The 24,224-nt window shown below is 70.5% G+C and carries 28 protein-coding genes and 1 tRNA gene; 10 read left to right on the forward strand and 19 right to left on the reverse strand.

Going from position 1 to position 24,224, the window contains the following annotated elements; all coding sequences use genetic code 11:
- Positions 1 to 138: 138 nt before the first annotated feature.
- A complete protein-coding gene (locus ACPCJR_RS17675) occupies positions 139 to 756 on the reverse strand; it encodes a PilZ domain-containing protein (protein WP_391512791.1) in 618 nt (205 codons plus the stop codon).
- A 111-nt stretch (positions 757 to 867) separates the two neighbouring features.
- On the opposite strand from ACPCJR_RS17675, the gene ACPCJR_RS17680 reads away from it, so the two are divergent.
- Positions 868 to 1,029 carry a hypothetical protein gene (locus ACPCJR_RS17680; RefSeq protein ID WP_181425515.1) on the forward strand — a complete coding sequence of 54 codons (162 nt, stop codon included), beginning with the start codon at positions 868 to 870 and terminating at the stop codon, positions 1,027 to 1,029.
- A gap of 73 nt (positions 1,030 to 1,102) precedes the next feature.
- Here ACPCJR_RS17680 and cutA read toward each other — a convergent pair whose 3' ends face one another.
- Complete coding sequence (gene cutA, locus ACPCJR_RS17685; protein ID WP_391512788.1) at positions 1,103 to 1,423, reverse strand: divalent-cation tolerance protein CutA; 321 nt, start codon at positions 1,421 to 1,423, stop codon at positions 1,103 to 1,105.
- 98 nt (positions 1,424 to 1,521) lie between these two features.
- Between cutA and ACPCJR_RS17690 the strand changes: the two genes are divergently transcribed.
- On the forward strand, positions 1,522 to 2,292 hold the full coding sequence (locus tag ACPCJR_RS17690; protein WP_391512786.1) for an NAD kinase: 771 nt from the start codon (positions 1,522 to 1,524) through the stop codon (positions 2,290 to 2,292).
- A 119-nt stretch (positions 2,293 to 2,411) separates the two neighbouring features.
- On the opposite strand, the gene mltG is transcribed toward ACPCJR_RS17690, so the two are convergent.
- From mltG to fabD, 5 genes are all read right to left on the reverse strand, one after another.
- Positions 2,412 to 3,785: an endolytic transglycosylase MltG gene (gene mltG / locus ACPCJR_RS17695; RefSeq protein WP_391512784.1), complete on the reverse strand. Its 1,374-nt coding sequence runs from the start codon at positions 3,783 to 3,785 to the stop codon at positions 2,412 to 2,414.
- A 181-nt stretch (positions 3,786 to 3,966) separates the two neighbouring features.
- Positions 3,967 to 5,229, reverse strand: coding sequence for a beta-ketoacyl-ACP synthase II (fabF, locus tag ACPCJR_RS17700; RefSeq protein ID WP_391512782.1), 1,263 nt, complete (start codon positions 5,227 to 5,229; stop codon positions 3,967 to 3,969).
- A 98-nt stretch (positions 5,230 to 5,327) separates the two neighbouring features.
- On the reverse strand, positions 5,328 to 5,564 hold the full coding sequence (locus ACPCJR_RS17705; RefSeq protein ID WP_003599981.1) for an acyl carrier protein: 237 nt from the start codon (positions 5,562 to 5,564) through the stop codon (positions 5,328 to 5,330).
- A gap of 263 nt (positions 5,565 to 5,827) precedes the next feature.
- The gene (fabG, locus tag ACPCJR_RS17710) at positions 5,828 to 6,568 is read right to left on the reverse strand and encodes a 3-oxoacyl-[acyl-carrier-protein] reductase (protein WP_391512779.1); all 741 of its coding nucleotides are present in this window, start codon (positions 6,566 to 6,568) and stop codon (positions 5,828 to 5,830) included.
- A gap of 29 nt (positions 6,569 to 6,597) precedes the next feature.
- Positions 6,598 to 7,530, reverse strand: a complete 933-nt coding sequence (gene fabD / locus ACPCJR_RS17715; protein WP_391513090.1) for an ACP S-malonyltransferase — start codon at positions 7,528 to 7,530, stop codon at positions 6,598 to 6,600.
- Between the two features lie 249 nt (positions 7,531 to 7,779).
- Here fabD and ACPCJR_RS17720 point away from each other — a divergent pair, with 249 nt between their 5' ends.
- Positions 7,780 to 8,151, forward strand: coding sequence for a hypothetical protein (locus ACPCJR_RS17720; RefSeq protein WP_391512777.1), 372 nt, complete (start codon positions 7,780 to 7,782; stop codon positions 8,149 to 8,151).
- A 53-nt stretch (positions 8,152 to 8,204) separates the two neighbouring features.
- On the opposite strand, the gene ACPCJR_RS17725 is transcribed toward ACPCJR_RS17720, so the two are convergent.
- Positions 8,205 to 9,380 carry an aminotransferase class I/II-fold pyridoxal phosphate-dependent enzyme gene (locus tag ACPCJR_RS17725; RefSeq protein WP_391512776.1) on the reverse strand — a complete coding sequence of 392 codons (1,176 nt, stop codon included), beginning with the start codon at positions 9,378 to 9,380 and terminating at the stop codon, positions 8,205 to 8,207.
- Positions 9,381 to 9,732: 352 nt separating this feature from the next.
- Entirely contained in the window at positions 9,733 to 10,797 is a 1,065-nt protein-coding gene (locus ACPCJR_RS17730) for a hypothetical protein (protein ID WP_391512774.1), read from the reverse strand.
- 391 nt (positions 10,798 to 11,188) lie between these two features.
- Here ACPCJR_RS17730 and ACPCJR_RS17735 point away from each other — a divergent pair, with 391 nt between their 5' ends.
- Positions 11,189 to 11,353 (forward strand): hypothetical protein, encoded by a 165-nt coding sequence (locus ACPCJR_RS17735; RefSeq protein WP_391512772.1) that lies wholly within the window; start codon positions 11,189 to 11,191, stop codon positions 11,351 to 11,353.
- Between the two features lie 58 nt (positions 11,354 to 11,411).
- Here the strand turns inward: ACPCJR_RS17735 and ACPCJR_RS17740 are convergent, their stop codons facing one another.
- Positions 11,412 to 12,776, reverse strand: a complete 1,365-nt coding sequence (locus ACPCJR_RS17740; RefSeq protein ID WP_391512770.1) for an RsmB/NOP family class I SAM-dependent RNA methyltransferase — start codon at positions 12,774 to 12,776, stop codon at positions 11,412 to 11,414.
- A gap of 103 nt (positions 12,777 to 12,879) precedes the next feature.
- Between ACPCJR_RS17740 and ACPCJR_RS17745 the strand changes: the two genes are divergently transcribed.
- Both ACPCJR_RS17745 and ACPCJR_RS17750 read left to right on the forward strand, forming a co-directional pair.
- Positions 12,880 to 13,116, forward strand: a complete 237-nt coding sequence (locus ACPCJR_RS17745; protein WP_391512767.1) for a DUF1674 domain-containing protein — start codon at positions 12,880 to 12,882, stop codon at positions 13,114 to 13,116.
- 414 nt (positions 13,117 to 13,530) lie between these two features.
- Positions 13,531 to 14,367 carry an alpha/beta fold hydrolase gene (locus tag ACPCJR_RS17750; protein ID WP_391512765.1) on the forward strand — a complete coding sequence of 279 codons (837 nt, stop codon included), beginning with the start codon at positions 13,531 to 13,533 and terminating at the stop codon, positions 14,365 to 14,367.
- Between the two features lie 30 nt (positions 14,368 to 14,397).
- Here the strand turns inward: ACPCJR_RS17750 and ACPCJR_RS17755 are convergent, their stop codons facing one another.
- Together ACPCJR_RS17755 and ACPCJR_RS17760 are read right to left on the reverse strand one after the other, a co-directional pair.
- Positions 14,398 to 15,765, reverse strand: a complete 1,368-nt coding sequence (locus ACPCJR_RS17755; protein ID WP_391512763.1) for a TAXI family TRAP transporter solute-binding subunit — start codon at positions 15,763 to 15,765, stop codon at positions 14,398 to 14,400.
- 214 nt (positions 15,766 to 15,979) lie between these two features.
- Positions 15,980 to 16,057: transfer RNA gene (locus ACPCJR_RS17760), tRNA-Gly, on the reverse strand.
- A 124-nt stretch (positions 16,058 to 16,181) separates the two neighbouring features.
- Between ACPCJR_RS17760 and ACPCJR_RS17765 the strand changes: the two genes are divergently transcribed.
- A complete protein-coding gene (locus ACPCJR_RS17765) occupies positions 16,182 to 17,255 on the forward strand; it encodes a hypothetical protein (protein WP_391512761.1) in 1,074 nt (357 codons plus the stop codon).
- Positions 17,256 to 17,700: 445 nt separating this feature from the next.
- On the opposite strand, the gene ACPCJR_RS17770 is transcribed toward ACPCJR_RS17765, so the two are convergent.
- Entirely contained in the window at positions 17,701 to 17,919 is a 219-nt protein-coding gene (locus ACPCJR_RS17770; RefSeq protein WP_391512759.1) for a hypothetical protein, read from the reverse strand.
- A 297-nt stretch (positions 17,920 to 18,216) separates the two neighbouring features.
- Between ACPCJR_RS17770 and ACPCJR_RS17775 the strand changes: the two genes are divergently transcribed.
- A complete protein-coding gene (locus ACPCJR_RS17775) occupies positions 18,217 to 18,807 on the forward strand; it encodes a metallophosphoesterase family protein (RefSeq protein WP_391512758.1) in 591 nt (196 codons plus the stop codon).
- Positions 18,808 to 18,865: 58 nt separating this feature from the next.
- Here the strand turns inward: ACPCJR_RS17775 and ACPCJR_RS17780 are convergent, their stop codons facing one another.
- The 3 genes from ACPCJR_RS17780 to ACPCJR_RS17790 all read right to left on the reverse strand — a co-directional run bounded on the left by ACPCJR_RS17780 (position 18,866) and on the right by ACPCJR_RS17790 (position 20,199).
- The gene (locus ACPCJR_RS17780) at positions 18,866 to 19,330 is read right to left on the reverse strand and encodes a hypothetical protein (RefSeq protein WP_391512756.1); all 465 of its coding nucleotides are present in this window, start codon (positions 19,328 to 19,330) and stop codon (positions 18,866 to 18,868) included.
- Between the two features lie 81 nt (positions 19,331 to 19,411).
- Positions 19,412 to 19,906, reverse strand: coding sequence for a hypothetical protein (locus tag ACPCJR_RS17785; RefSeq protein ID WP_391512754.1), 495 nt, complete (start codon positions 19,904 to 19,906; stop codon positions 19,412 to 19,414).
- Entirely contained in the window at positions 19,903 to 20,199 is a 297-nt protein-coding gene (locus tag ACPCJR_RS17790) for a hypothetical protein (RefSeq protein WP_391512752.1), read from the reverse strand. Before ACPCJR_RS17790 ends, ACPCJR_RS17785 begins: the two co-directional genes overlap by 4 nt.
- 77 nt (positions 20,200 to 20,276) lie before the next feature.
- On the opposite strand from ACPCJR_RS17790, the gene ACPCJR_RS17795 reads away from it, so the two are divergent.
- Together ACPCJR_RS17795 and ACPCJR_RS17800 are read left to right on the forward strand one after the other, a co-directional pair.
- Positions 20,277 to 20,780 carry a hypothetical protein gene (locus tag ACPCJR_RS17795; protein WP_391512751.1) on the forward strand — a complete coding sequence of 168 codons (504 nt, stop codon included), beginning with the start codon at positions 20,277 to 20,279 and terminating at the stop codon, positions 20,778 to 20,780.
- Positions 20,781 to 20,863: 83 nt separating this feature from the next.
- Positions 20,864 to 21,451, forward strand: coding sequence for a hypothetical protein (locus ACPCJR_RS17800; RefSeq protein WP_391512749.1), 588 nt, complete (start codon positions 20,864 to 20,866; stop codon positions 21,449 to 21,451).
- Between the two features lie 163 nt (positions 21,452 to 21,614).
- Here the strand turns inward: ACPCJR_RS17800 and ACPCJR_RS17805 are convergent, their stop codons facing one another.
- The 3 genes from ACPCJR_RS17805 to ACPCJR_RS17815 form a co-directional block, all read right to left on the reverse strand.
- Complete coding sequence (locus tag ACPCJR_RS17805; protein ID WP_391512747.1) at positions 21,615 to 21,935, reverse strand: hypothetical protein; 321 nt, start codon at positions 21,933 to 21,935, stop codon at positions 21,615 to 21,617.
- Positions 21,936 to 22,432: 497 nt separating this feature from the next.
- Entirely contained in the window at positions 22,433 to 23,395 is a 963-nt protein-coding gene (locus ACPCJR_RS17810) for a quinoprotein relay system zinc metallohydrolase 1 (RefSeq protein ID WP_391512745.1), read from the reverse strand.
- Positions 23,395 to 24,210 (reverse strand): quinoprotein dehydrogenase-associated SoxYZ-like carrier, encoded by an 816-nt coding sequence (locus tag ACPCJR_RS17815; RefSeq protein ID WP_391512743.1) that lies wholly within the window; start codon positions 24,208 to 24,210, stop codon positions 23,395 to 23,397. The genes ACPCJR_RS17810 and ACPCJR_RS17815 overlap by 1 nt, the downstream gene beginning before the upstream one ends.
- Positions 24,211 to 24,224: the final 14 nt, after the last annotated feature.

Here is a 24,224-nt window from a genome sequence, read left to right on the forward strand (position 1 = left end):
GGACGACTCTGCAGCGTGGGTTAGCGGTTCGCGGCGACCGCTTGCAAGAGCGCCGCCAAGGCGTCGGCCGCATGCGCCTCAGCGCCGGGAGCGGCGATAGGGCCTCCCGAGCGGCAGAGGGCGCCCGACCGGGCGTTCTCAGGCGCGGTCGCGACGCCGGCCGATGGAACGGTAATCCGGCGCCTGCGAGGCCGTCTCCGACTTGCGCTCTTCCGGCGCCTGGAGCTTGGCGATCTGGTCGATGCGCACCCCGGCATAGTTGCCCCGGCGCCATGCCAGCGTCAGCCGCAGAACGAAGTCGCGGCCGACGACCTTGAGCATGAACGAGGAGGGAAGCACGAACGCCTCCGGCACGCCGAGCTTGGCGCCCGATTTCGAGATATCCTTGACGGTGCAGGGAATCTCGGTGCCGTCGAACAGACGGATCATCGCGATCCAGTTGGTGACGCTGCGTTCCTCCCGCCGCGCGACGACGGAGTCCTCGAGCTGAAGCTCGGCGTCATTCGGTTCGGCGTGGGTCAGGCCCAGGGCCTGTCGGAGCGGATCGGGCATCGAAGCACAGCGAAGAGCGATGGGAGCGAGCGTAACGCCAAAAGCGTTGACGCATCCTGTTCGCGGGCGCGGAAGATCCATCCTCACAGAAATTTTTATCCGCCGCCCTGCCGTGCCGCGCCTCGCGCCGATCCTCAAGGAAGTGCAGGCCTTTTCACCGATGCTGCATTGCAAGAGAGGTCGAATGATCTTGCGCCGCAGCATGAAAATCGGAACAGCCAAGTCGTCAAGTGGGGTTGCCAGAGCTGAATGGCAGATTAACCTGCCCCCATTGCGTCGCGTTCGATGTCTGCCCCCTTAGCAAGGAGCGGTCCCATGTCTGAACTCTTGCGCGTCAAGCCGACCCATGACGGCACCTACACCGTCTACCGCGGCTCGCTCGCCCTCGTCTCGGGCCTCACGAGACTGCAGGCCGAGCGCTACGAAGCGAGCGTCGCCCGTCAACAGCGCGCGGTGTCGCCCATCACGGGCGCCTGATCACCCCGGCACGATCGAGGGCGCGGAGCCGTCAACGGCTTCGCGCCCTTCGCTTGGAGTGAGGACGAGGCATTCAGCTGGCCGTCTCCTCAAGGATCCAGGCCGCCGTATCGGGGTCCGCATCCGCGACCGGCAGGTGCAGGATGATCGGTGTCTCGTAGGGGTGGCGCGCCTTGAGGGACGCCGCGAGGGCTTCGGCCAGCCCCTCGCGGCTCTTGATGATCGCGACGACCTCCTCTCCGCGCTCGACCGCGCCCTTCCAGGCGTAGACGGATTGCATCCCGGGCAGAACGTTGATGCAGGCCGCGAGGCGCGCGCGCACCAGGGCCTCCCCGATGGCGAGCGCGGTCGGGGCATCGGGGAAGGTCGTGTAGACGAGGAGCGGTCGCTCCATGCTATGGCTCTCCCTTGGCAAGCCGGCGTCCGCCCGGGCGGCGGCGCCCCGAGTGAGACCGGCTCGGCCTCTTCCCGTCAACAGGGCTGACAGCACGGATGCCGCGGCGCTTTTCTCGGATCGCCTTCGTGGCGAGCCCCACGCCGGAAGCGCGGGAGGCGGCGGACGCCCTGATGCGCCGCTACGACCACGTCTCGCCGGAGGAGGCCGACGTCGTCGTGGCCCTCGGCGGCGATGGCCTGATGCTGCAGGTGCTGCACCGCTTCATGAACGCGCCCAAGCCGATCTACGGCATGAACCGCGGCACGGTCGGCTTCCTGATGAACGAGTTCCGGGAGGAAGGGCTGCTCGACCGCCTGGAGGCGACCAAGCGCTCGACGATCCACCCGATGACCATGATCGCGACCGACACGGAGGGGCGCAGCCACACGGCGCGGGCGATCAACGAGGTATACATGCTGCGCCAGACCCACCAGACCGCCAAGCTGCGCGTCTCGGTGGACGAGCACGTGCGGCTGCCGGAACTGATCGCCGACGGCATTCTCGCAGCCACGCCGGCCGGCTCGACCGCCTACAACCTCTCGGTCGGTGGGCCGATCCTGCCGCTCAATGCCCATCTCCTGGCGCTGACGCCGATCTCGGCCTTCCGGCCGCGGCGCTGGCGCGGTGCGCTCCTGCCGAACTACGCGCGCATCCGCATCGACGTGATCGACGCCGAGTATCGGCCCGTCGCGGCGGTGGCCGACCACACCGAGTTCCGCCGGATCTGCACGGTGGAGACCTGGCTCGATCACGCCACCAACCTCGTGCTGCTGCACGATCCCGGCCACAGCCTGGAAGAGCGCATCCTGCGCGAGCAGTTCGGCTGATCCGCCGTCGTGTTCGGAGCCGAAGCGATGCAAGGCGCGACCTCTCCGGACCGTGCGAAGCCCCGGCTTGCCGCGGCTTCGCCTCGCCACGACGGCGACGGTATCGGGCGGATGCCGTCTTAAGGGTTGCGCAGCACCGGCACGGTCTTGGGCGAACCCAGATCGTAGGTCTTGTTGCGCAGGGGATCGAGCTTGGTCCCCTCGGAGGCGTCGAAGGCCTTGGGCCGCCCGCCGCCGTCCGCGCCGTCCACGGCGGAGGCCGAATTCGGGGCGTAGGCCGAGGCGCGGCCCGGTTGAGCCGCGTTCGGTTCGGCGGTGTTGGGATCGACCTTGTCGACCGCGCCCGCATCCGGCTGCGGCGCCTGCTGGCGCGCGCGCTCGACCTGGCGCCAGCGGGTCACGTTGCGCTGATGGCCCTCCAGCGAATCGGCGAAGGCGTGACCGCCCGTGCCGTCGGCGACGAAGTAGAGATCCTTGGTGCGCGAGGGATTGGCGACCGCCTCGAGCGCCGCCCGGCCGGGATTGGCGATCGGGCCCGGGGGAAGGCCCTCGATCACGTAGGTGTTGTAGGGCGTCGGGCGCTCGATCTCGGAGCGAAGGATGCCACGCCCGAGGGTGCCGCGGCCACCGACGAGGCCGTAAACGATGGTCGGGTCGGATTGCAGCTTCATCCGCTTCTGCAGGCGGTTGACGAACACGCCGGCCACGCGCGGGCGCTCGTCGGCGCGGCCGGTCTCCTTCTCGACGATGGAGGCGAGCGTCACCATCTCGGCGGGCGTCTTCACCGGAACGTCGGCGCTGCGGCGCTGCCAGATCTGGGTCAGCACCTCGCGCTGCTTGGCCCGCATCAGGTTGAGGATCTGCTGGCGGGTGGCGCCGCGCTCGAACTTGTAGGTGTCGGGCAGGAGCGAGCCCTCGGGCGGCGTCTCGGCGACCTCGCCGGACAGCACGTCGTTGTCACCGAGCCGGGCCACGATCTGCTCGGAGGTGAGGCCCTCGGGGAAGGTGATGGCGTGCTGCACCTGCCGGCCGTTGGTCAGGGTCTCGATCGTGTCTCTGACGCTGGCATGGGCCTTGAACATGTACTCGCCATGCTTGAGCGGCCCCTTGCCCCCGAAGCGCGCGGCGATCTCGAACAGGTTCGGGTGATCGACCACGCCCTCGCGGGCGAGGATCGCGGCGATCTCCGAGGTCCCGCTGCGGCTCGGGATCACGACCACCTTGTCGGCCGAGAGCGGACCCGGCTCGGTGGTCTGCCGGTTGAACAGGGTGATGGCGACGAGCGCGCCCAGCGCCAGGACCACGCCGAGGGTCAGGAAGCCGCTGATGGTGGCGAGCAGGCCGCCGCGGCGACGCTCCGGCTTCTCGGGCGGCGGCGGCGCGACGGTGGGTTTGATGGCCTCGCTCGGGCTGCGCGGCGACGGCCGGTTCGGCAGCGACGGCTCCTCGGAGGCGGGCGGCGAAGACGGCGGCTCTTGTCGTCTGCGGAACATCGGGATCCTGCTGTGGCCTCGCGGGGCCTGCGCGGAAGGCCCCGCCCGGGGGCATTTCGCCCCGTACGCCGCACGATGTCGAGCGAGACGCTCGACGCGGTGGCGCGACGGGCTGATCCTTAAGCGGTTTTGTGGCGAAATGGCGTTGGAGACGGCAAGGCCGCCCCAACCCCCTCGCCGCTCAGTCGGCGCGGCGCATCAGCAGCGAGGCGTTGGTGCCGCCGAAGCCGAAGGAATTCGAGAGCACCGTGTCCACGCGCTTGCGCTTGGCCTCGTGCGGGATCAGGTCGATCTCGGTCTCGACGGACGGGTTGTCGAGGTTGAGCGTCGGCGGCATCACGCCGTCGCGAATCGCCAGCACGGAGAAGATCGCCTCGACCGCGCCGGCCGCACCGAGCAGGTGCCCGATGGCCGACTTGGTGGACGACATGGAGGCCTTGGCGGCGGCGGGGCCGAGCAGCCGCTCGACCGCCTTCAGCTCCAGCTCGTCGCCGAGCGGCGTCGAGGTGCCGTGGGCGTTGATGTAGTCGATCTCGCTCGGATCGATCCCGGCGCGCTTCACCGCGGCCTTCATGCAGCGGTAGCCGCCGTCGCCGTCGGGAGCCGGCGAGGTGATGTGGTAGGCATCCCCCGAGAGACCGTAGCCGATCACCTCGGCGTAGATCTTGGCGCCGCGCGCCTTGGCATGCTCGTACTCTTCCAGCACCACGATGCCGGCACCCTCGCCCATGACGAAGCCGTCACGGTCGCGGTCGTAGGGGCGGGAAGCCTTGGTGGGCCGGTCGTTGAAGCCTGTGGACAGCGCCCGGCAGGCGGCGAAGCCGGCCAGCGAGAGCCGGTTGACCGGGGCCTCGGTGCCGCCGGCCACCATCACGTCGGCGTCGCCCAGCGCGATCAGCCGCGAGGCGTCGCCGATGGCGTGCGCGCCGGTCGAGCAGGCGGTGACGACCGCGTGGTTCGGCCCCTTCAGCCCGTGCTGGATCGAGACCTGACCCGAGGCGAGGTTGATGATGCGGCCGGGAATGAAGAAGGGCGAGATGCGCCGCGGCCCCTTCTCGTGCAGGGTCACCGAGGCGTCGTAGATCGTGCCGATGCCGCCGATGCCGGAGCCGATCAGGACGCCGGTGGCCTCCTGATCCGCGTCGGATTTCGGGTGCCAGTCGGCATCGTCGAGCGCCTGGCCGGCAGCGGCCATGGCGTAGACGATGAAGGGATCGACCTTGCGCTGCTCCTTCACCTCCATCCACTTGTCGGGATTGAAGGTGCCCTCGGAGCCGTCGCCGAAGGGCAACGTGCAGGCGATGCGGCAGGCGAGATCGTCGGTCTGGAAACCGGTGACCGCGGCAGCCCCGCTGTCACCGGCGATGAGACGGCTCCAGGTGTGCTCCACGCTGCCACCCAGCGGCGTGACCATACCGAGACCCGTGATCACCACCCGACGCATTGTCCGATCCCAACCGATCCGTCCGGTCCCGCAGGACCCATCCATGTCATGTAAGCGGCGCGCGGGGTCTGTCGACCCCGCCCGCACGAGACACCGCCTCAGGCGGAGTTCTTCTCCAGGAACTTGATCGCGTCGCCGACCGTCTGGATGGTCTCGGCCGCGTCGTCCGGGATCTCGACGTTGAACTCCTCCTCGAACGCCATCACCAGCTCGACGGTGTCGAGGCTGTCGGCGCCGAGATCGTCGATGAAGTTGGAGGCCTCCGTGACCTTCTCAGGCTCGACGCCCAGGTGCTCGACGACGATCTTCTTCACGCGCTCGGCGATATCGCTCATCGTTGTTGGTCCTCGTCTTTTCGATCGTGGTGGTGTGTGCTTCTGACGAAAGCGCCGTGGCCGCCGACCCACTTCGGGGTTGCTTGTTAGACGGCCGGTGTTCGATCGCGCGTGGTTTGGAAAAAGCCGCAACCCGCTGAACCGTCAACTCCCCTGCACGGCTGAGCCGGGTGTTAACACAGGGTTTCCGCTCTGGCGAGGGGCGGTTCAGAATGCGTTCAGCGGCGTGGTTTTCGGGTCGAAACCTTGTCTTGTGGATGCCGTCAGATCATCGCCATGCCGCCGTTGACGTGGAGCGTCTGTCCGGTCACGTAACCCGCTTCTTCCGAGGCCAAGTAGACCGCCGCGGCGCCGATCTCGGCGCCGGTGCCGAGCCGTCCGGCCGGCACGCGGGTGAGGATCGTCTCGCGCTGCTTCTCGTTCAACGCGTCCGTCATCGCCGACGTAATGAAGCCCGGTGCGATGCAGTTGACGGTGATGTTGCGCGTGGCGACTTCGGCCGCGAGCGCCTTGGTCATGCCGACGAGTCCGGCCTTGGCGGCGGCGTAGTTGCCCTGGCCCGGATTGCCCGTGGTGCCGACCACCGAACCGATGCCGATGATGCGGCCGTATCGGCGCTTCATCATGCCCCTCAGCGCGGCCCGCGAGAGCCGGAAGGCGGCGGTGAGATTGACGTCGAGCACCGCCTCCCACTCCTCGTCCTTCATGCGCATGAAGAGGTTGTCGCGGGTGATGCCGGCATTGTTGACGAGGATGTCGAGACCGCCGAGGGCCGATTCGGCCGCCGGCAGCAGCGCCTCCACCGCTTGCCTGTCGGCGAGGTTGGCCTCGACGACCGCGACGCGCTCACCGCCGAGTTCCGCCGCCAGTTCGTCGAGCGCGGGGCGGCGGGTGCCCGAGAGCGCGACATGCGCCCCCTGCGCGTGCAGCGCCCGGGCGATCGCCCCGCCGAGCCCGCCGGTCGCGCCGGTGACGAGGGCCTTGCGGCCGGTGAGATCGAACATGCTGGCGGCTCTTCCGGTTGAAGGAGGGATCAGGCGTAGGCGGCCACGTCGTCGGGCGTGCCGACGGCGCTCGCCGTGGCGCCCGGTGCGATCCGCTTGACGAGCCCGGTCAGCACCTTGCCGGCGCCGAGTTCGTGGAAACGATCGACGCCCGCTTCGGCCATGGCGGCCACGCTCTCGCTCCAGCGCACCGTGCCGGTAACCTGGGCCACCAGCGCGTCGCGGATGGCGTCGGGATCGGTGAGGGGGCCGGCGGTGACGTTGGCGTAGACGGGCACGACCGGCGCTCGCATCGCGACCTCGGCCAGCGCCTTGCGCATCGCCTCGGCGGCGGGCGCCATCAGCGCGCAGTGGAACGGGGCGGAGACGTTGAGGAGCACCGCGCGGCGCACGCCGCGGCCCTGGGCCAGCGCCATCGCCCGCTCGACCGCCTCCCGGTGGCCGGAGAGAACCACCTGTCCGGCGCCGTTGTCGTTGGCGACATCGCAGACCATGCCCTGCGCGGCCTCCTCGGCGATGGCCTTTGCGGTGACCAGATCGGGTCCCAGAAGCGCGGCCATCGCACCGACGCCCGGCGCGACCGCCCGCTGCATCGCCTCGCCGCGGATGCGCAGGAGGCGGGCGGCATCGGCCACCGAGAAGGTGCCTGCGGCGGCCAGCGCCGAATATTCGCCGAGCGAGTGACCGGCGACGCAGGCGGCGTCCCGGGCCAGATCGAGGCCGTGCTCGGCCTCCAGCGTGCGCAGAACGGCCAGACTCGCCGCCATCAGCGCCGGCTGGGCGTTGGCGGTCAGGGTCAGCTCCTCGGACGGCCCCTCGAACATCAGCTGCGAGAGCCGCTGGCCGAGCGCCTCATCGACCTCCTCGAAGACGGCCCGTGCGGCCTGGGACGCTTCGCTGAGCGCCTTGCCCATGCCGACCGCTTGGCTGCCCTGTCCGGGAAAAATAAAGGCTCGCGTCATGAGGTCCTGCCGCCGCAGCGCCGGGGTGAAGCCCCGGCGGCTCAAGGTGCGGCGCACTCGCATCACGGCTCCCGAGTGTCAACAATGCGGTGCACAAGTCGCGGGCAGGCGCCATGCGAAGCTGGCCTCCGGCCAAGCTACTGGAATCACCCGCGAAGATCGTGAGGTCCCTCGAAAGAGAGCGGCACTGAGAATCGAACCCGGCACGATTCGGCGCATTGATGCAGGAGACGCTGCGAGGGCCCTGTCATGCTGCGCACCTCATTCCCGCAGGAAGCGGTCGGGCATGCCCATGCTCTGATCGGCGCCTACGAGACCGCCCATTCCGGTCTCTCGCGGATCACCCATGAATTCCGCTGCGATCTGCGCTCCGCCCTCGACCGGCTCGGGCCGCACGCCCTACCCTACCTGCGCATCGTGCGCAGCGACCTTGAGGGGCGGGCCGTGCAGGCCCGACAGACCTGGCCGCTCTGGATCGACCGCCTCACCGATCGCATGACCGACCGGCGCCTGATCGCGTCGCGCGCCCTGCTCGACGCCGTCGACCGGGAGGCCGATGCGCGCGGCCTCGTTCTCTCGATACCCGTCTGCCTGGAAAAGGGAGCGAGCGGCGACCGCTGAGGATCGGCGCCGCTCGGTATCAAGACCGCTCGTGCCCAGGACCGGTCTTGCACTCAGGCCGCGACGCGGATCACGGGGCGCCGTTCGCTCGCGGTCCGATCCAGCGCCAGGGCGAGGCAGGCCGCCGCCTGATCGATCTCGGCCTCGGAATGGCCCGCGGTGACGTGGAGACGGATGGTCTCCGGCCCGGCGGCCTGATCGGCCAGCAGGCCGAGTTCGGCCAAGCGACCGCCGAGGAGACGGGCGACATCGGCCGAGGCGACCTTCACCGACACCGACGCCGAGGGCTCGCCGCAGACCGCGAGACCCTGCCCGCGCAGGGCGGTGCGCAGGTTCAGCACGTTGCGCATCAGGCGGGCCCGGCGCTCGGAGCCCTCGGCACCGTCGATGATCGCGAAGGCCCGGAGGATGACGGCGGTCTGGATCGGCGAGAGCGCGGTCGCGGTGCCGGCCGTCATGCCGCTGGAGCGCAGGCAGGCGGTGACGGAGCGCGTCCCGGCCGCGATGAAACCGCCGTTCGAGGCGAAGCTCTTCGAGAAGCTGCCGGTGACGAGATCGACCTTCCCCAGCATGTCCTGCAGGCCGAGATGGCCGCGGCCGTCCTCGCCGAGGCAGCCGAGATCTTGCGAGACATCGACGAGGAGCGTCGCGCCGTAGGCGTCGCAGGCAGCCCGCAGGGCGGACAGGTCCGGCGTTCCCGAATCGAGCGGCGACAGGCTCTCGGTGACGACGAGGATGCCGCCCTGCCCGTCGCGGGCGCGGATGGCCCGCAGCCGGGCGCGGCACTGATCGGCGTCGAGATGACGGAAGGTCGAGAGGTGGCGAGTCGCGGCCTCGGCACCCTCGCGCAGGCCGCCGCGGATGGCGGCGTCCATCACCACGTGGTCGGCTGGCCGCACGAGGCCGCGGATCACCGTCTGACCGGCGGCCCGGCCGGTCGGGGTCAGCATCGCCTCCTCCATCTGGAGGAAGTCGGCGATCCGGCGCTCCAGCGAGAGGGAGAGACCAGCATCGCCGGCCTCCGCGGCGGAGCAGACGCTGCGGACGCCGAAGCGGCGCAGCGTCTCGGCGGCGGCCTCCACGATCGCCGGATGGGCGGAAAGGTCGAGGCAATCCTGCGAGGCGAAGTCGAGGCCGCGCACCGAAGCGGAGCCGGCGCCCTGCGGCACGAGGCGGACGCCGTCCACCCGGTCCCGGGCGTTCGCGTCGGTCTGTTCACGATGTCTCATGCCATCCCGTCCGATGCCGCGTCTTTCTCGAAGCACAGTCTCTGCGGCGCCGGCTTGCCACGGCGTTAAACCGGCCATGTCGGGGCGAAATGCATCGGGGCGTATTTAACGAAATGCTATTGCCGAGGGACGGAATGGTCTTGTCCGTTCCTTAACCTGTCGCGGATGGCGGCGGCCCGCTTCGGGCATCAACGATTTGGAAACTGCGCGAACATCGACGGAAGACTTTCGCGCTCGTTTCCATTGCGCGATCGAGGTGAAGCACAGGCGCAGCCCCTCGCCCGAAACGAAACGGGGGCCTCCGACCCCGGAAGCCCCCGCCATCCCTCTTTCCGCTTGAGCGTCCCGGTCGTCAGATCGTCGGTATGCCCGTGCCGACCCCGTAGAGTTCGCCGTAGAGGGCAGCGTGGGCGAGGTAATAGATGCCGAGGAACATCATCAGGGCGCTGGCATAGTAGACCGGGGCGAGCACCACGTCGCGGCGGGTGACGGGAGCCCGGGCGTTGTCGGCGGCGATGGCGATCAGCACCGCGATGATGCCCGAGTGGCCGATGGCGTCGATCTTGCCGAATTCGAAGATCGCCGAGACGAAGACCGCCGTGAGGATGATCGCCGAGGCGCGGCGCACCAGGGGGGTCCAGATCAGAGCGAAGGCGAGGGTGAATTCGATCACGCCGGCGGCCTGCATGAAGAGCTCGGGCGTCGCACCCATCGTCATCGCGGGCTTGGCGGCGATCAGCGGGTCGGTCCAGTGCGGGTAGGCCCACTTCTCGACCGAGGCCCACATCAGGGTGATGGCGGCGGCGATGCGCACGACGTCGATCGGGCGCTGGCCGAACAGGGTGCGGTCGAAGGCATACAGGGTGAGGAAGGCGGCGACGCCGAGGAAGACCGGATAGTCGGCGAGGTGGAAGGCGCCGTAGTTCCAGACCGCGAAGCCGAAGAGGAAGACGATGCCGGCGGCGGTGAGCGGCAGGGTGCGCTTCCAGAGCAGGCAGACGGCCATGGCGAGCTGGAGCCACGGGATCCAGGCGGCCTCGGTCTTCAGTTCCGGCGTCAGGATGGTGCCGCCGATGTTCCACAGCGAGACCAGAAAGAACCCGACCACGGCCCGGACGATCAGGGCGCTGTCCTCGCGAAGCCGGCTCGTCACCCGGTCGAGGGCGTTGAGGATGGCGGTGCCGACCGGCGTGCCCTCGGCGAGGCAGCCGAACATCAGGCAGACGAGGGCGAGCCCGGTCAGCACTTCGAAATCGGCGCAGAGCACCTGTTCGAGCCCTCGCGGCTGACCGGCCACGTCGAAGGCGCAGAACCATTTGACGTGGGCGCTGGCCGCCCCCGTCCCCAGCAGAAGAAAGCTTGCTGCGCCTGCAAGCACGATGGGAGAGCGCACCCAGAGACTGGACACGTGGGACATGGGGTCGCCGAAGCCGGAGGGATGTTCGTTGTGTGAGGAGAAACTTAGACGAAAGCGACGGAGGTCGCTAACGGATTGTTTACGAAGCTCACCAATTGGTTAACGTCTATTTTTTCAACATATGACACGTCGAACCGCCGCCTTTGTCAGCAAAGGGCGAAACTGATCTGGATTACGGTGAGGACTATCCCCTGTGGAGAACGGGAACAGCGGGGATGCCCGATCGAGCGGTTGGGGCGTTAACCCGGTGGAAGACGGTGTGGGGAAGAGTGAGCGCGATCGGCATTCCGGTGCCCTGGCGCGACCCGTGTCGGACGCCCGATCGCGGAATCGGCCGGTCCCGGCCGCGCCGCGGCGGCACTTCCGCCGAACAATCGGAACCGGAGGATAGATGATCGTCTTGCTCAGCCTCGCCAGCCTATCGGGCGGAATCGCGCTCGCGGTCCGCGCCCCGCGCTACCCCGCCTGGACGGCACGCATGGAGACGGCGGGCGGCCTCGCCCTCGTCACGGGCCTCGCCATGGTCGGGGTCGGGGTGAAGGCCGCCTGCTGCTGAGAGGCGGCGGAGGACGCCCGGAGCCGACCCTCGGGTCGGCCCAGGACCGGTGTCGTCCCTAATCGCGCCGCCGGAGAAGGCTGGCGAAGAAGCCGTCGAGTCCGCCGGCCCGACCCGAGCCGCCGCCGAGATGGCTCGGAAGGGTGCGAAGGTCGCCCGCCGCGTCGATCAGTTCGGCATGGCCCGCGACACGATCCGGCGTGAGGACGACGCGCTCGAAATCGGGATGGCGCGCGAGGAAGGCGGCAATTTGTGCGCCTCCCTCCTCCGGTTCCAGGGAGCAGGTGCAGTAGACCAGTCGCCCGCCCGGGCGCACGAGGCGCGCCGCCTTGTCGAGGAGCCGCCTCTGGAGCCCGACGAGACGGGCGAGGTCGCCCTCGGTCTTGGTCCAGGCGACGTCGGGATGGCGTCGGATCGTGCCGGTGGCCGAACAGGGCGCGTCGAGGAGCACCGCATCGAAGGGGGCGTCCTCCGGCAGGTCGAGGGCGTCTGCAGTCACGACCTCGGCTTCGAGGCCGAGACGTTCGAGGTTGCGCGAGAGGCGTTCCAACCGCGCACCGGAGCGGTCGACCGCCGTTGCGGCGGCGCCCGCGGCGGCGATCTGCGCGGTCTTGCCGCCCGGTGCCGCGCAGAGATCGGCAACCCGCTCGCCGGAGGCGGGCGCGAGCAGACGCACCGGCAACGCCGCAGCGGCGTCCTGCACCCACCACGCGCCCTCCGCGTAGCCGGGAAGCTCGGCCACGGCCTCGCGCACGTTGGTCAGCCGCACGGAGCCGAGGTCGAGCAGCGTGCCGCCCAGGCGTTCCGCCCATTTCTCCGGCTCGCCGCGGACGGTCAGATCGACCGCCGCGCCCTCCAGATGGGCCATCGCGATCCGTCGCGCCTCCGCCTCGCCGTAGGTCGCGCGCCAGCGCCGCGCGAGCCAGTCCGGCGTGTTGCGGTCGAGCGGATCGCCCTCCCCGGCCCGGATCGCGTCGCGCTCGCGCACGACCCGGCGCAGCACGGCATTCACCAGGGGGGCGAGGTGCTGGAGCTGCGGATCGGCCTTGGCGAGCCGCACCGAGAGATCGACGGCGGCGTGATCGGCCACCGCCAGATCGAGGATCTGGGCCGTGCCGGTGATCAGCAGGGCGAGCAGCGGCGGCTTGTCCTCGGGCAGGCCGTCCCGCAGCCGCTCGGCCAGGGCCGCCCGGATGAAGCCGAGGCGGCGGAAGCTCGCCGTGGCGATGGCACGGGCGAGCGCGGCCTCGCCGGCCTCCAGGCTGACCCCGCGCCCGGCCTGGGCCAGCGCGTCCTCCAGGGCGAGCCCGCGGGCGGCCCCGAGCAGGGTCGCCACGGCTTCCCGCGCGACGTGGCGCGCCGCGAGGCCCGGCACGGAGGCGTCGAAGGAAGGCGGCGTGCGGGGGTTCGGTTTGAGTGCCACGCTTGACGTGCCGTTCGCGACAGGATGGATCGGCGGGGACTGGCCCCGGAGATGACGCAGTCACATCTGTAGGCGAGCGATGCAAGCAACGAAGGAGACCGGCATGACCGATGCGGATGCAACCGAGGTCGCGGCCGAGGTTGAAGCCAAGGTCGAGTCGAAGGGCCGTCCGTTCTCTCCGGCGGCGCAGCGCGCCCTCGCGGAGGCGGCCGAGCGGCGCGCGGCGATCGATGCCCGCGCCGCCGAGATCGCGCGGCGCCCCGAGACGCTCGGACGCGGCGGCCTCGAGCCCGTGCGCTACGAGGATTGGGAAGTGAAGGGCCTCGCCAGCGACTTCTGACCTGCCTCAAAGGGCGGCGTTCCCGCGACGCTCGGCGCCCCGGCCGTCATGTCTCGTCGGACTACGACGAACGCGCTGCCGGAGAGCCGCGACGGCCTAAGCCTTTCGAGCCCGGCTTTACCCTGGACGACGGAGGGCGATCCGCCAAACGCCTTACCCACCCGGTAACGCCCGCAATCCCGCAAGCACAGACAGCCGGGATATGCTTACCTGCGCCGTCCCCCGCACCGATTCGCAGGCGCTGGCCGATGCGCTGAAAGATCACCTCGAACTCTCTGGCATCGATCTTGGATCGCGTTCCGGTCGAATGCCTTCGCGCACGACATTTTCGTGACAAACCCTCGCTGCGGCAGGGGCACGTCGCTCCAGAATTACCTTGGAATCCTTTCAACAATCGATCGAACGGAGACCGTGATGCCCTACGTCACCACCCAAGACGGCGTCGAGATCTTCTACAAGGATTGGGGTCCCAAGGACGCCCAGCCGGTCATGTTCCACCACGGATGGCCGCTCTCCTCCGACGATTGGGACGCGCAGATGCTGTTCTTCGTCGCGAACGGCTACCGCGTCGTCGCCCATGACCGCCGCGGCCACGGCCGCTCGGCCCAGGTCTCGGACGGCCACGACATGGACCACTACGCGGCGGACGCCGCGGCGGTGACCGAGCATCTCGACCTGCGCAACGCCGTCCATATCGGCCATTCGACCGGCGGCGGCGAGGCCGCGCACTACGTCGCCCGGTTCGGCGAGCCGCAGGGCCGGGTGGCCAAGGCGGTGCTGGTGAGCGCCGTGCCGCCGCTGATGCTCAAGACCGAGGCCAACCCGGAGGGTCTGCCGATCGAGGTCTTCGACGGCTTCCGCAAGGCGCTGGCGGACAACCGCGCCCAGTTCTTCCTCGATGTCCCGGCCGGCCCGTTCTACGGCTTCAACCGCGACGGCGCGACAGCGCACCAGGGCGTGATCCAGAACTGGTGGCGGCAGGGCATGATGGGCAGCGCCAAGGCCCATTACGAGGGCATCAAGGCGTTCTCGGAGACCGACCAGACCGAGGATCTCAGGGCGATCGGCGTGCCGACGCTGGTGCTGCACGGCGAGGACGACCAGATCGTGCCGATCGTCGCTGCGGCGGAAAAGTCGATCAAGCTCCTCCGGAACGGCAGCCTGAAGACCTATCCGGGCTTCTCGCACGGCATGCTGACGGTGAACGCGGACGTGCTCAACGCCGACCTGCTCGCCTTCGTCAAGGCGTAGGCGCGGAACACGCCGCCGAGGCCGGCGACATCAGAGGGTGTCGCCGCCGCCGGGCAGGCGAGCCGCGGCACGCCGGATCGTCGAGCGCGCCGCCTCGATGGCGACGTTGGCCGCCCCCAGGGTTCGCGGCTCCGTCGGCCTGTTCAGGGCGTGGCGGGCGATGCTGGCCGCGAGATCGTCGATCTCGGCCGCCATGATCTCCAGCCGCTCGGAGTCCTCCTCGCGGCGCGCCTCCGAGCGGAGTTCGAGCAGACGCGCGGTGGCGACCTCGATCCGCTCGCGGCGGATGCGTCCCAGGCGCTGCCGCAGCCAGGCGAAGGTCGAGCCGACGCCGCCGGCCAGGATGGCAACGAGGTAGATCCAGCTCTCGTAGCGCTCGATGAAGGTTTCCTGCTCGCGCTCGTAATAGTCGATGGCGCCGGGATGGATGGGCAGGCGGGCGCTGGTGGCGTCCGCGGTGTCCTCGTAGGCCGGATGGGTGACCTCTTCCGCCACCGGCACGCTCTCCGCCAGGGCGGCGCGCATCTCGAACAGGTGCTGCGTCACCTCGGCGGCGACACTCCGCGGCAGGTCGGCTCGCGCCATCAGCCGATAGGACGAGCCGACCGTCGCAACCTCTTCAGCGGGCAAACGCGGATTGCCGCCAAACAGAGCCGCCGGCAGCGTCACCGGCTGCAGGCGCGGCCAGCGCGCCAGGATCGCGGCCGCGTCCGGCACCCCGACGAGCGCGACCGCCCCGTTCTCGCTCGCCCGGCGCACGAGGCCGACGACCCGTCGGGAAACCGGCGAGGTCGGTGTCGTCACCAGCATCATCGCGTCGATGCGTCCGCTGCCGAGGGCGTCGACGATCTCCGCCTCCGCCACCGGTACGAGGGCCAGGGCGGTCGTCGGCACGGCACCGGCGGGAGCGTCCGTCAAAACCTCCAGCCCATGATGGGCCACGAGGTTGCCGACGAGCGTTCTGTCGGCGGTGCGGCCGGCCAACATCCCGAGGCGCTTTCCCGCAAGATCCGAGATGTTCCCGATGCCGGCGGCGGCCGGCGCCGCAACGAAGACGGCGAGTTCCCGCAGGACCGCGAGGGTCAGGCCGTTGCCCGGCATCGACACGTCCGGCCGGACCACCGCGAGATCGGCCTTGCCGGCCTTGAGCGCCTCCGCGCTCTCACGCACGCCGTCGAACGGGACGATGGTCAGACGCAAGCCCGTCTTCCTGCGGGCGAGTTCGTCGGCATAGGCGCGCAGCAGGGCCGGCTCGGTGCCTCCGTTCGGGGCGGCAGCGAGGGTCAGGGTCGTGGGCCGCGTGAGGTAGAACGCTGCAACGGCGCTCAGGACGAGCAGCGTCGTCAGACCGAGAAGCAGAACGGCTTCCCGGCCCCTCGGGAACACTGACTTGCGCAAAGATGCACTCCCGGGCGCCATCGGCGCGATCGCCGCTCGAAATGCCCGATGTCGGATTCCCGTTCCAGACTTGTCAGTGGGTTTGCGCGCCGGCTCGGATCGGAGTGCGGCCGGTCTCGGTCAGAACTCGGCCGCATCCGTCGCGACTGCGCCGCCGCGGCGGCGGCAATCCGCAGGCCGCCGGCAGATCGTCACTTGTTGGGGCAGGAAGCGTTGGAGCGGGTGAAGGGAATCGAACCCTCGTATTCAGCTTGGAAGGCTGAAATAACAGCGTTCGTGGTATCCCATCCGCCCAGGGTTTCGGTAACCAACCGCCCGAAAATAAAGGGGAAATCGCCCTCCCACGGTTAATACCGGGGTTGCGGGTGCGATTCGCCTCGGGTGGTATCCCGGTGGTATCCGCCGGGAGGGACTGCATGGCCGTGAAGGAAGGACGGGGCTCGTACGCCCGGGAGCGCGTGCCGCTGACGAAGGGCCACGTGAACCGCGCCCACGCCATGATCCGGAAGGGCGAGGTCCCCGGCCGCGGCCTCGACCTCGTGGACACGGAGTGCGCCGGCCTCGTCCTGCGCGTGACCCGGAACGCGGCGACCTGGATGCGGAAGTCGAAGACCGGAACGGTCCGCATCGGCGACAGCGCGGTCATCACGCTGGTGCAGGCCCGGGACCAGGCCGAACGCATCCGCCTCGCCGTCCCCGGCCTCCACCAGCCGAAGGCCGAGACCAAGCTGTTCGAGGAGGTCCTGCGCCGGACAGGCAGCGAGGAGGAGGCCCTGGACGCCGCGTGGCCTGAGGAGGAGCCCGAGAGCGAGACCGCCGAGGAGCGCCGGAAGAGGGGGCCGTGGGTCCTCGGCGACCTGGTCGACGCCTACCTCGCCTGGAAAGTGCCCAAGCTGAAGGGCCGCTGGGCGTCGAGCTACCCGACCTACCTGCGGCACCCGGAGCTCCTCGGCCTGTCGATGGTGACGGTCTCCGCCCTGGACCTGGAACTCATGCTCGGCGTCCAGCAGCGGCTGCTGGAGGACGGCGGGACCAAGCGGTCCGCCGCCAAGCGCGTCATCAACCAATTCCGCGAGTGCATGACGTGGGGCTGGAAGCAGCAGGCGCTCCGCTGCCGGCTCGTCCACGTCGAGGTGCCCTGGTGGGACCGGCTCACCGTCGACTACGCCTCGGGCACGCGGGATCACGTGCCGACCGTCGAGGAGCTCGCCCGGACGCTCGCCGTCGCGGAGCGCTACAGGTCCCTCGGGCAGACGGAGCACCGGACGGGCGCCGGGCTGCTCGGGGCCTTGTGGGCCGTCGTCCTGACCGGCCAGCGGACGGGCGCCCTCGTCACGACGCAGGTGGGTTCGTGCGTGCCGCAGTTCTCGAACAGTCTGCCCGGCTGGGCCGCCGTCGGCTGGCCCGCCGAGGTCATGAAATCCCAGATGCCGCACGCGCTGCCGGTGCCGCCGGCGGCGTGGGCCGTGATCGAGCGCTACCGGCAGTAGGACGCGCGGGACCGCGAGGCGCCCAGCCCTTGGACGTTCCCGTCCCGCCGCGGCGACGGCCACGTCTCTTACCTGGCGCTCAACCAACTCCTCGCCCGCCTGCAGGGGCTCCGTGAGGGGAAGCCCGCCCCGGGGAAGATCGACCTGTTTGCGCAGTACGGCATCCGGCGCTGGACCCCGCACGACGTCCGCCGGGGGCTCGCGACGTTCCTCGGCGAGCGCCGGCTGGGCGGGGCCGCGGCGGCCATCCTCGACCACGTCGACGGCAAGGCCGAGGAGCGCGAGCGGACCGCCGCTGTAACCAGGTTGCACTACGACAGGGCCCAGCGCATGGACCTCAAGGCCGAGGGCATGGCCCTGTGGGGCGCCGCGATCCTGGAGGCCTACGAGCGGGAGCGGGAGGCCCTCGCCCGCGTCCCCCTCCCTCCCCCGCCGCCGCGGCCGGTCAGGAAGCCCGCGACAAGGCGGAAGAAGCGCGTCCCCGCCTAGCGCGCCGGTCCCGCCCCAGGGCCCGCGCCAGGTCCGCCGGGCGCTCGGCCTGCACGAACCCGGACGGGCCCCGCCCGCGGCCCGAGGCCTCCGCCAGGTCCTCGGCCAGGGCGCGCCACAGGGCGTCCCGCTCCTCGCCGGCCACGCTGATCGCGACGTCCTCGTACCCGTGCATGCCCCGCCTCCGCATGCAGAACAAAATAGGAACAAGCCGCCGCGGGTCAACGGGGCGGAAACGTCCACCAGGAGCCGTCCCCGGTGGACGTTCCCGCCCTTCATTTACGCTTCCTTCACCGTGACGCACGGCGGCCCTGGCCGATGGCTTGACCGCCCGGCGCGAGCTGCGATCCTGGCGATTCCCCAGCGCCCCGAGAGGCCCCCGGTGAAACGATTACGCGCCCACTCCCCGAACCCGGACCCGATCCCAGGGGCGTGACGCCGCGCGCGCAGCCCCGCCACGGAGGCTGCATCCATGACCAAGCGATCCATCGACCCCCGCTTCCCCACCGGCCGCGTGCTCTTCACCAGCGACACGCATTTCGGCCACCACGGCGCCATCGGGCATTCGGACCGGCCGTTCCGCGACGTCGAGGAGATGAACCGCCTGCTCGTCGAGGCGTGGAACGCCACCGTCGGCAAGCGCGACACCGTCTTCCACCTCGGCGACTTCGCCCACAAGGCCAGCCCCGAGACGTGCGCGGAGATCTTCTCCCGCCTCAACGGCCAGAAGCACCTGATCCGCGGCAACCACGACCGAAAGCGGACCCTGGAACTGCCGTGGGAGAGCATCCACGAGCGCCTCACCGTCCGCGTCGGCGGGCACAAGGTCATCCTTGACCACTACCCCATGCGCTCGTGGGACAGCGCCTATCACGGCTCGCTGCACCTGTTCGGCCACGTCCACGGCAAGTTCGAGGGGACCAGCCAATCGTGCGACGTGGGCGTCGACCTCTGGCAGTACAGGCCGGTGACCCTCGACGAGATCCTGCCCCGGCTGGCGGCGAACCCGACCAGGCCGGAGGAGCGTCTCGGCCCGGACCCCGAGGACGACGACGCCGAATGAAAAAGGGCCCCCCGGAGACGATCCGGGGGGCCCTTCGCTTTCGGGGTGGCGGCTGGCGTCAGGGACGCATGCCGGGGGCCGCGGCCTCCTCGGGAGCCGCCCGCCGGGTCCTGCCGCGGGGCGCAGCCCGTTTCACCTCCGGCGCCGGCTGGAGGCGGGCTCGCTCATCGCGGGCACCCTGCTTCAAGGCGCGCTCATGGACATCGATCATCGCCTCCAGCGCCTGGATCGACGTGTGCTCCGGCTGGATCGACGATGTCAGCACCGTCACCGTCGTCGGGTTCGCGCCGGCATGGTGGCGGAGCTGCCAAACCCGGCGCACTTCGCCCCTCGGGAACATATAGGGGGAGACCTGATAAAACGGTCGGGACGCCGTGAGCGCCTTGTTGACCTCCCGCATCCAATGCGTCTCGTCGAATCCTCCGTGCCGGTAGGCGGCCCCCGGCGCGAAGTGGCGGTCGCCGCCCGCCGCCGACATGCCCGCCGCGATCCGGTCTGCGTACGGTGTCCTGCTGAATGCCATGTCCCTGATCCCCTGTCTCGCGGGCCCCTCGGCCCGCCCCGGGGACCAGCGTACGTACGGCCAAGAAAGGCACCATGGCCCCTAGCGGGAAAGCGCTCGCGATTCGGTCCGGAGGCGGCCTTCGGCCTCGATGTGGCGGCCGTGCAGGGCCGCGAGCTCCGTGTGGCGGGGATGCCAATCGTCGCGGAGGTAGGCCTTGAGCCGGGCGGCCGCACCGCCGCACCGGGCCGACAGTAGACCCAGGGCGCGGCCGCGCTCGTGATCCTTGGCCGGCTGCATGTCGATCATGAGCTCCCCCGCGTCGAGCGGGCAGCGCGCCAGCACGCCGTCGAGGGCCTCGTCGATGTCGCGGGCGCGCCACTCCCGGCGGGCGGCCTCCAGGGCGGCGGGATCGGCGACCTCGGCGAGGGCGGCCGCCTGATCGGCGAGGACCTCCCGCAGCGGGGTGTCCTCGGCCGGCGCCGGGGCGACGGGCTCGGGCAGCGGCGCAACGGTCTGGACCGCGGCGCAGGCCCCCCGCACGGTCGGGGGGAGCCGCAGCGGCAGGCGGACGGCGGGGCGGGGCGTGGCGGTCACAGGGCTTCTCCGAGCATGAGGGGAGACCGCCCGACGCCCGCGCAGGCGTCGCACGTCGGGCGGGAGCGGTGCGGGGCCTCGCCGCCGCATTCGCGGCAGAGCGGGCCAGCCCCGGCCGGGAGCCGCCACGTGCCGTCCGGGTCCAGGAGGCGGTTCGTGTCGATCTCGTCCAGCGCGGCGAGCTCCAGGAGGATGTCGTCGCCCAGCTTCTCGGAGGCCTCGACCGCGGCCCGGTGGGCCGCTACGTCGCAGACGGCCACGTCGGCGACGTAGCGGGCCGCGGCGATCTCCATCGCGATGGCGCCGATGCGGTCCTGGGCCTCCTTGTCGAGGAGGACTCAGGCGAATTCCCCGACGAAGCGGCGGTTGGATGTGCAACGACCGGCCGCTCAGGGCCGCCCGCTGGGAGGGGGCGGGCCTCTTCCTCGTCGGCGTCTACGAGCTCGACCTGCCCGTCGGGACGCTGCTCGTGACGACGCCGGCCGGCATGTCCTCTCAGGGCGCCGGCCCGTGGGGCGGCATCCACCACATCGTCCGCCTCGGCGCCGACGGCTCCCTCGCGCACGTGCCGATGGCGGATGCGGCCGACGAGCTCGATCCCGCGGGCGCCGAGGCGCGCCTCCATCGCCGGCTCGCCCACGCGGCCGGGCTGTCCCTCGATGTGACGCGCCTCCGGATGCCGGAGGGGCACGGCCTTGAGGCCGACACCGTCCGCGAGTGGGGGGGCTACTGGGCGATCATCGAGCGAGCCACGGCCCGTCAGGTGTGGGCCCGGGCGCCGGCTTACGACGAGATGACGGAGGCCGGCCTGCCCGTCGCCCGGTCGGACACGCCCGAGGCCCAGGCCGCCGCCGCGCGGATCTGGGGGCGCTGAAAAATCCGCACGTACGGCCCTTCTTGTATGCGTGCGTACGAGGAAAAATCGTCCCGGGACCGCACGAACGGGAGGACGACGACATGCGCGCACTTAGGAAGATGGCCGTCATGGTGATGCTGATGATGGCCTCGATGACGAAGACGGTGTGGGAGGGCGGCAAGTGGGTCGCGCGCTCCTTCTTCCCGAACCTGGCGCCGCCGGTCGACGACGTCGAGGAATCCCTCGACCACGTGGCGAACGCCCCCAAGGCTGGCGGCACCGACCTGCCCGGCCTCGACGTGGACTTCGGCCAGCGCTGCGTCGACTACGCCCTCGCGAGGCTCTCCGGCGGCCGCCACCCGGCTCCCTCCATGCAGGGCGTGCCCGACGACATCGTGAAGTGGGTCGGCGCACTCCCGCCGGCCGACCTGCACCGGCTCACGCAGCACGGGGCCAAGCGCGTCGGGGAGCATGCCCTCGGGGAGCGGCCCATCGCGAACCTCGCGCTCTGCCGGGAGCCGCGGCTCCAGCGTGGCTTCGCCCGGGTCGGCAACGAGATCGTCCCCGTGGGCAAGTGCGCCGACGAGCCGGCCAAGCCGAAGGCCGAGGACCCGAAGGCAACGGCGCTCGCGATCCTCCAGGACCTGATCGACGACCAGCCAGAGCCGGCCGCCCTCCGCGCCGCCTGACCGCCACGCACCGCCGGACGAAAAGAGGCCCGCCCTGGGCGACCGGGGCGGGCCTCACTTTTTTGTGGAAATCTTGCTCAGGACCGTTGTGCCTTGCCCTGTGCACACTTGTGCGCACACGAGAGCATACCGTCAGCATCTCTGCGCCCGCGAGGGCATTCCGTCATGCCGCGCGCGATCCCCGGAGCGTCCGGAGCGCCCCGGCAACGGTCTCCAGCCGCCCCTCGGCGCCGAGGGCCCGCACCCGCCAGGTGTCCGCCTCGGCTCGGAGCCGGGCGACTTCGGCCTGCAGGTCTGAGATCGTCTCCGCGTCCTCGCGCACCCGGGCGGCCACACGCCCGACGGCGGAGAGCCGACGGTCGCGTTGCTCGTAGGCGGCATCCTGGCGGGCCTCGACGCGGTCCTGGTGCATGTTGAAGGCCGCCACCGCGAGGCGCTGGAAGCCGACGTCAAAACCTTCGGCGATGGCGTGTGCATTCGACATGGCGGCCTCCCTGTTCGAGGCGACGATCCCAGCTCGTCGAATCGCCGTCCAGCCGAGATTTCCGCCTTGGTAAAGGCTTCCCTGGCCCGAACGTTCGTACTCCCCAGTTTTGGGTGTCCCTCCGGCCGGTGTTCGTATGGCAACCGAGCGCCCCGTTACATCAGCCTTTCGTAACGCGGCGCCCGAGGTCTGTAACGAAAAGTCGGGGAAGCACGTACCCCGCCGGCGCCCTCAGGTCTGGGTGCCGGCGACGCTCAGCGTTAGGTCGGAGGCGGCCGCGTCGGCGGAGGCCGGCCCCATGACGGCGAGGACGTCCCCGGGCATGACTTGAATGCGCCAGGAGCAGACATTCTGCTTGCCAACACTAAATCGCCGCTCTCAGAGCTAACCGGACCTCTGGACAAAGCAGCGCGACTCCCCTGGTGATAGCCTCCGATATCGACCGCGGTTGAGGTGATCCCCCGCGCGAAGGCATGGCAGGCTGACAGAGCCGCAGATCAAGCTGGAGTCATTCGTGGCAGGTCGCGACGCTCCAGGGCCGGCAGCAGGTGCATCACCGAGCGGGCGAACTCGTAGCGCGCCACCGCGAGCCCGGCGGTCCAGTCCGGCAGGGGCTCGGCCATCAGCTCGGTCACGTCGAGCCCACGGGAAAACCCCTCGTCGATCCGCGCCTCGACCGTGTCGAGCCAGCGCCGCGTCTGGTCGATGCCGCGGCGTCCGGCCTCGACCGGACCGTGGCCGGGGATCAGCAGGCGGTGATCGATCTCGCCGAGGCTCGCCAGCGCGCCGCGCCAGCGCTCGGGATCGGCGTCGGGGGTGGTGGCGGCGCGGTCGAGGAAGACAAGGTCGCCGGGGAAGAGCAGGCCGGACGATTCCTCGAACAGGCACAAATCCTCGCGGGTGTGGCCGGCGAGCGGGAGGATGCGGAAGCGGCGCTCTCCGATGGTCTCGACGCCCTCTGACGCGACCCGGGCGGGCTCGGGCACGCCGGTGCCGCGCATCCAGTCGCCCGCGACGCGATACATGCCGTTGGTGAGGTCGGTGCCGGCGCGCTTCAGGTCGCCGCGGAGCGCCGGCCCACCGCTGACGGTGCCGGGTTCGAAGGCGGTCGCGCCAAGCACGTGGTCGGCGTGGATATGGGTGAGGTAGACCCGCACCACCGGCTTGCCCGTCAGGCGCTCGGCCAGCGCCTTCAGCGCCGTGCCGTAGCGGTGCGAGGGGCCGGCATCGATCAGCACGGCGCCGTCGCTGGTGTCGAGCACGGTGATGTTGGCGATCGCCCCGCCGTTGGCGCGTGTGATCGGCTCGGGCGCGCCGTAGATCGTCCAGACCCGCGGGGCGATCTCGACCGGATCGAGGGGATAGGTGAGCGGCGCGGCCTCGGCCGGGAGCCAGGGCAGAGCGGCGACGGAGAGCCCGAGGGCGAGGCCGGCGCGGCGGGTGAGCGTGGTTTCGCGCATCACAGCCGTCCCTCCTGCCCGGCGGCCGGAGCGGCCGCGGAAGCCGCATTCGGCGGGATCGGCACCCGCACCGTGAAGACCGTGCCGTTGGTGTTGCGCGCCTTCAACGTCAGGGCCTCGCCCGCCGCCGGGCGGTCCGGCAGGAGCGTCAGGGTCGGGTTGTCGGCGACCGGCTCCTGCAGGGTGAGGCGGGCGAGGACAGTGCCGGCGGCGTCGGCTACGCTCAAGTCCTCGATGACGAAGAGCGGGATGTTGGCGAGCATGCCGGTGTCCATCGGATGCGTCATGCGAAGGCGCAGGCGAAGGCCGTCGGCCTCGTCCCAGACCCGGGCGCGGGTCTCGCCGAGGCTCTTCCAATCGACCTTCTTCTCCACCACCGGTGGCACCGAGCAGCCGCCGCCCGCCGCATCGAGATAGCGCCCACCCACGTGCCAGGTCTCGCCCTTGCGCACCGCGGCGCGGATCGGCGTGCCCTGCTCGATCTTCATGCGGAACGCCACGAAGGGTTTGGCTGCCAGCGGCTCCAGCCGCAGGGTCAGCGGGAACGGGTTGAGGTCGGCGATGACGAGCACCTCGTCGGCGGCCCCGAGGGCGCGGGCATCGACGGTGACCGGCACCTGGGTCTGGTCTTCGGTGACGGGGGGCAGCACCACCTGCACCGCGTCGTCGAACACTGCGCGACGCCCGCCGAGATAGCGCTCGGCCATGGTCGGCCAGAGCGGCGAATCGAGCGGGTCGCGGCTGCCGCTGGATGGGGCCGCCGCGCGGGCGAGCGGCCGGTCGATGAAGGGCCTGAAGGGAGACAGGAACGGCATCGCGGGGCCTCAGC

The organism is Methylobacterium sp. NPDC097929, assembly GCF_049543375.1.
In the GTDB taxonomy this organism is placed as follows: domain Bacteria; phylum Pseudomonadota; class Alphaproteobacteria; order Rhizobiales; family Beijerinckiaceae; genus Methylobacterium.

Bases quoted from the DNA above. Each gene is read 5' to 3' on its own strand.
- ACPCJR_RS17745 (WP_391512767.1), top strand. From the start codon at position 12,880: ATGACCGATGCGGATGCAACCGAGGTCGCGGCCGAGGTTGAAGCCAAG.
- cutA (WP_391512788.1), bottom strand. From the start codon at position 1,423: ATGGAGCGACCGCTCCTCGTCTACACGACCTTCCCCGATGCCCCGACC.
- ACPCJR_RS17815 (WP_391512743.1), bottom strand. From the start codon at position 24,210: ATGCCGTTCCTGTCTCCCTTCAGGCCCTTCATCGACCGGCCGCTCGCC.
- ACPCJR_RS17725 (WP_391512776.1), bottom strand. From the start codon at position 9,380: ATGAGACATCGTGAACAGACCGACGCGAACGCCCGGGACCGGGTGGAC.
- ACPCJR_RS17730 (WP_391512774.1), bottom strand. From the start codon at position 10,797: ATGTCCCACGTGTCCAGTCTCTGGGTGCGCTCTCCCATCGTGCTTGCA.
- ACPCJR_RS17805 (WP_391512747.1), bottom strand. From the start codon at position 21,935: ATGTCGAATGCACACGCCATCGCCGAAGGTTTTGACGTCGGCTTCCAG.
- fabD (WP_391513090.1), bottom strand. From the start codon at position 7,530: ATGACGCGAGCCTTTATTTTTCCCGGACAGGGCAGCCAAGCGGTCGGC.
- ACPCJR_RS17775 (WP_391512758.1), top strand. From the start codon at position 18,217: ATGACCAAGCGATCCATCGACCCCCGCTTCCCCACCGGCCGCGTGCTC.
- ACPCJR_RS17675 (WP_391512791.1), bottom strand. From the start codon at position 756: ATGCTGCGGCGCAAGATCATTCGACCTCTCTTGCAATGCAGCATCGGT.
- ACPCJR_RS17790 (WP_391512752.1), bottom strand. From the start codon at position 20,199: ATGGAGATCGCCGCGGCCCGCTACGTCGCCGACGTGGCCGTCTGCGAC.
- ACPCJR_RS17780 (WP_391512756.1), bottom strand. From the start codon at position 19,330: ATGGCATTCAGCAGGACACCGTACGCAGACCGGATCGCGGCGGGCATG.
- fabF (WP_391512782.1), bottom strand. From the start codon at position 5,229: ATGCGTCGGGTGGTGATCACGGGTCTCGGTATGGTCACGCCGCTGGGT.
- ACPCJR_RS17770 (WP_391512759.1), bottom strand. From the start codon at position 17,919: ATGCACGGGTACGAGGACGTCGCGATCAGCGTGGCCGGCGAGGAGCGG.
- ACPCJR_RS17680 (WP_181425515.1), top strand. From the start codon at position 868: ATGTCTGAACTCTTGCGCGTCAAGCCGACCCATGACGGCACCTACACC.
- ACPCJR_RS17690 (WP_391512786.1), top strand. From the start codon at position 1,522: ATGCCGCGGCGCTTTTCTCGGATCGCCTTCGTGGCGAGCCCCACGCCG.
- ACPCJR_RS17765 (WP_391512761.1), top strand. From the start codon at position 16,182: ATGGCCGTGAAGGAAGGACGGGGCTCGTACGCCCGGGAGCGCGTGCCG.
- ACPCJR_RS17735 (WP_391512772.1), top strand. From the start codon at position 11,189: ATGATCGTCTTGCTCAGCCTCGCCAGCCTATCGGGCGGAATCGCGCTC.
- ACPCJR_RS17750 (WP_391512765.1), top strand. From the start codon at position 13,531: ATGCCCTACGTCACCACCCAAGACGGCGTCGAGATCTTCTACAAGGAT.
- ACPCJR_RS17810 (WP_391512745.1), bottom strand. From the start codon at position 23,395: ATGCGCGAAACCACGCTCACCCGCCGCGCCGGCCTCGCCCTCGGGCTC.
- mltG (WP_391512784.1), bottom strand. From the start codon at position 3,785: ATGTTCCGCAGACGACAAGAGCCGCCGTCTTCGCCGCCCGCCTCCGAG.
- ACPCJR_RS17795 (WP_391512751.1), top strand. From the start codon at position 20,277: ATGTGCAACGACCGGCCGCTCAGGGCCGCCCGCTGGGAGGGGGCGGGC.
- ACPCJR_RS17800 (WP_391512749.1), top strand. From the start codon at position 20,864: ATGCGCGCACTTAGGAAGATGGCCGTCATGGTGATGCTGATGATGGCC.
- ACPCJR_RS17705 (WP_003599981.1), bottom strand. From the start codon at position 5,564: ATGAGCGATATCGCCGAGCGCGTGAAGAAGATCGTCGTCGAGCACCTG.
- fabG (WP_391512779.1), bottom strand. From the start codon at position 6,568: ATGTTCGATCTCACCGGCCGCAAGGCCCTCGTCACCGGCGCGACCGGC.
- ACPCJR_RS17720 (WP_391512777.1), top strand. From the start codon at position 7,780: ATGCTGCGCACCTCATTCCCGCAGGAAGCGGTCGGGCATGCCCATGCT.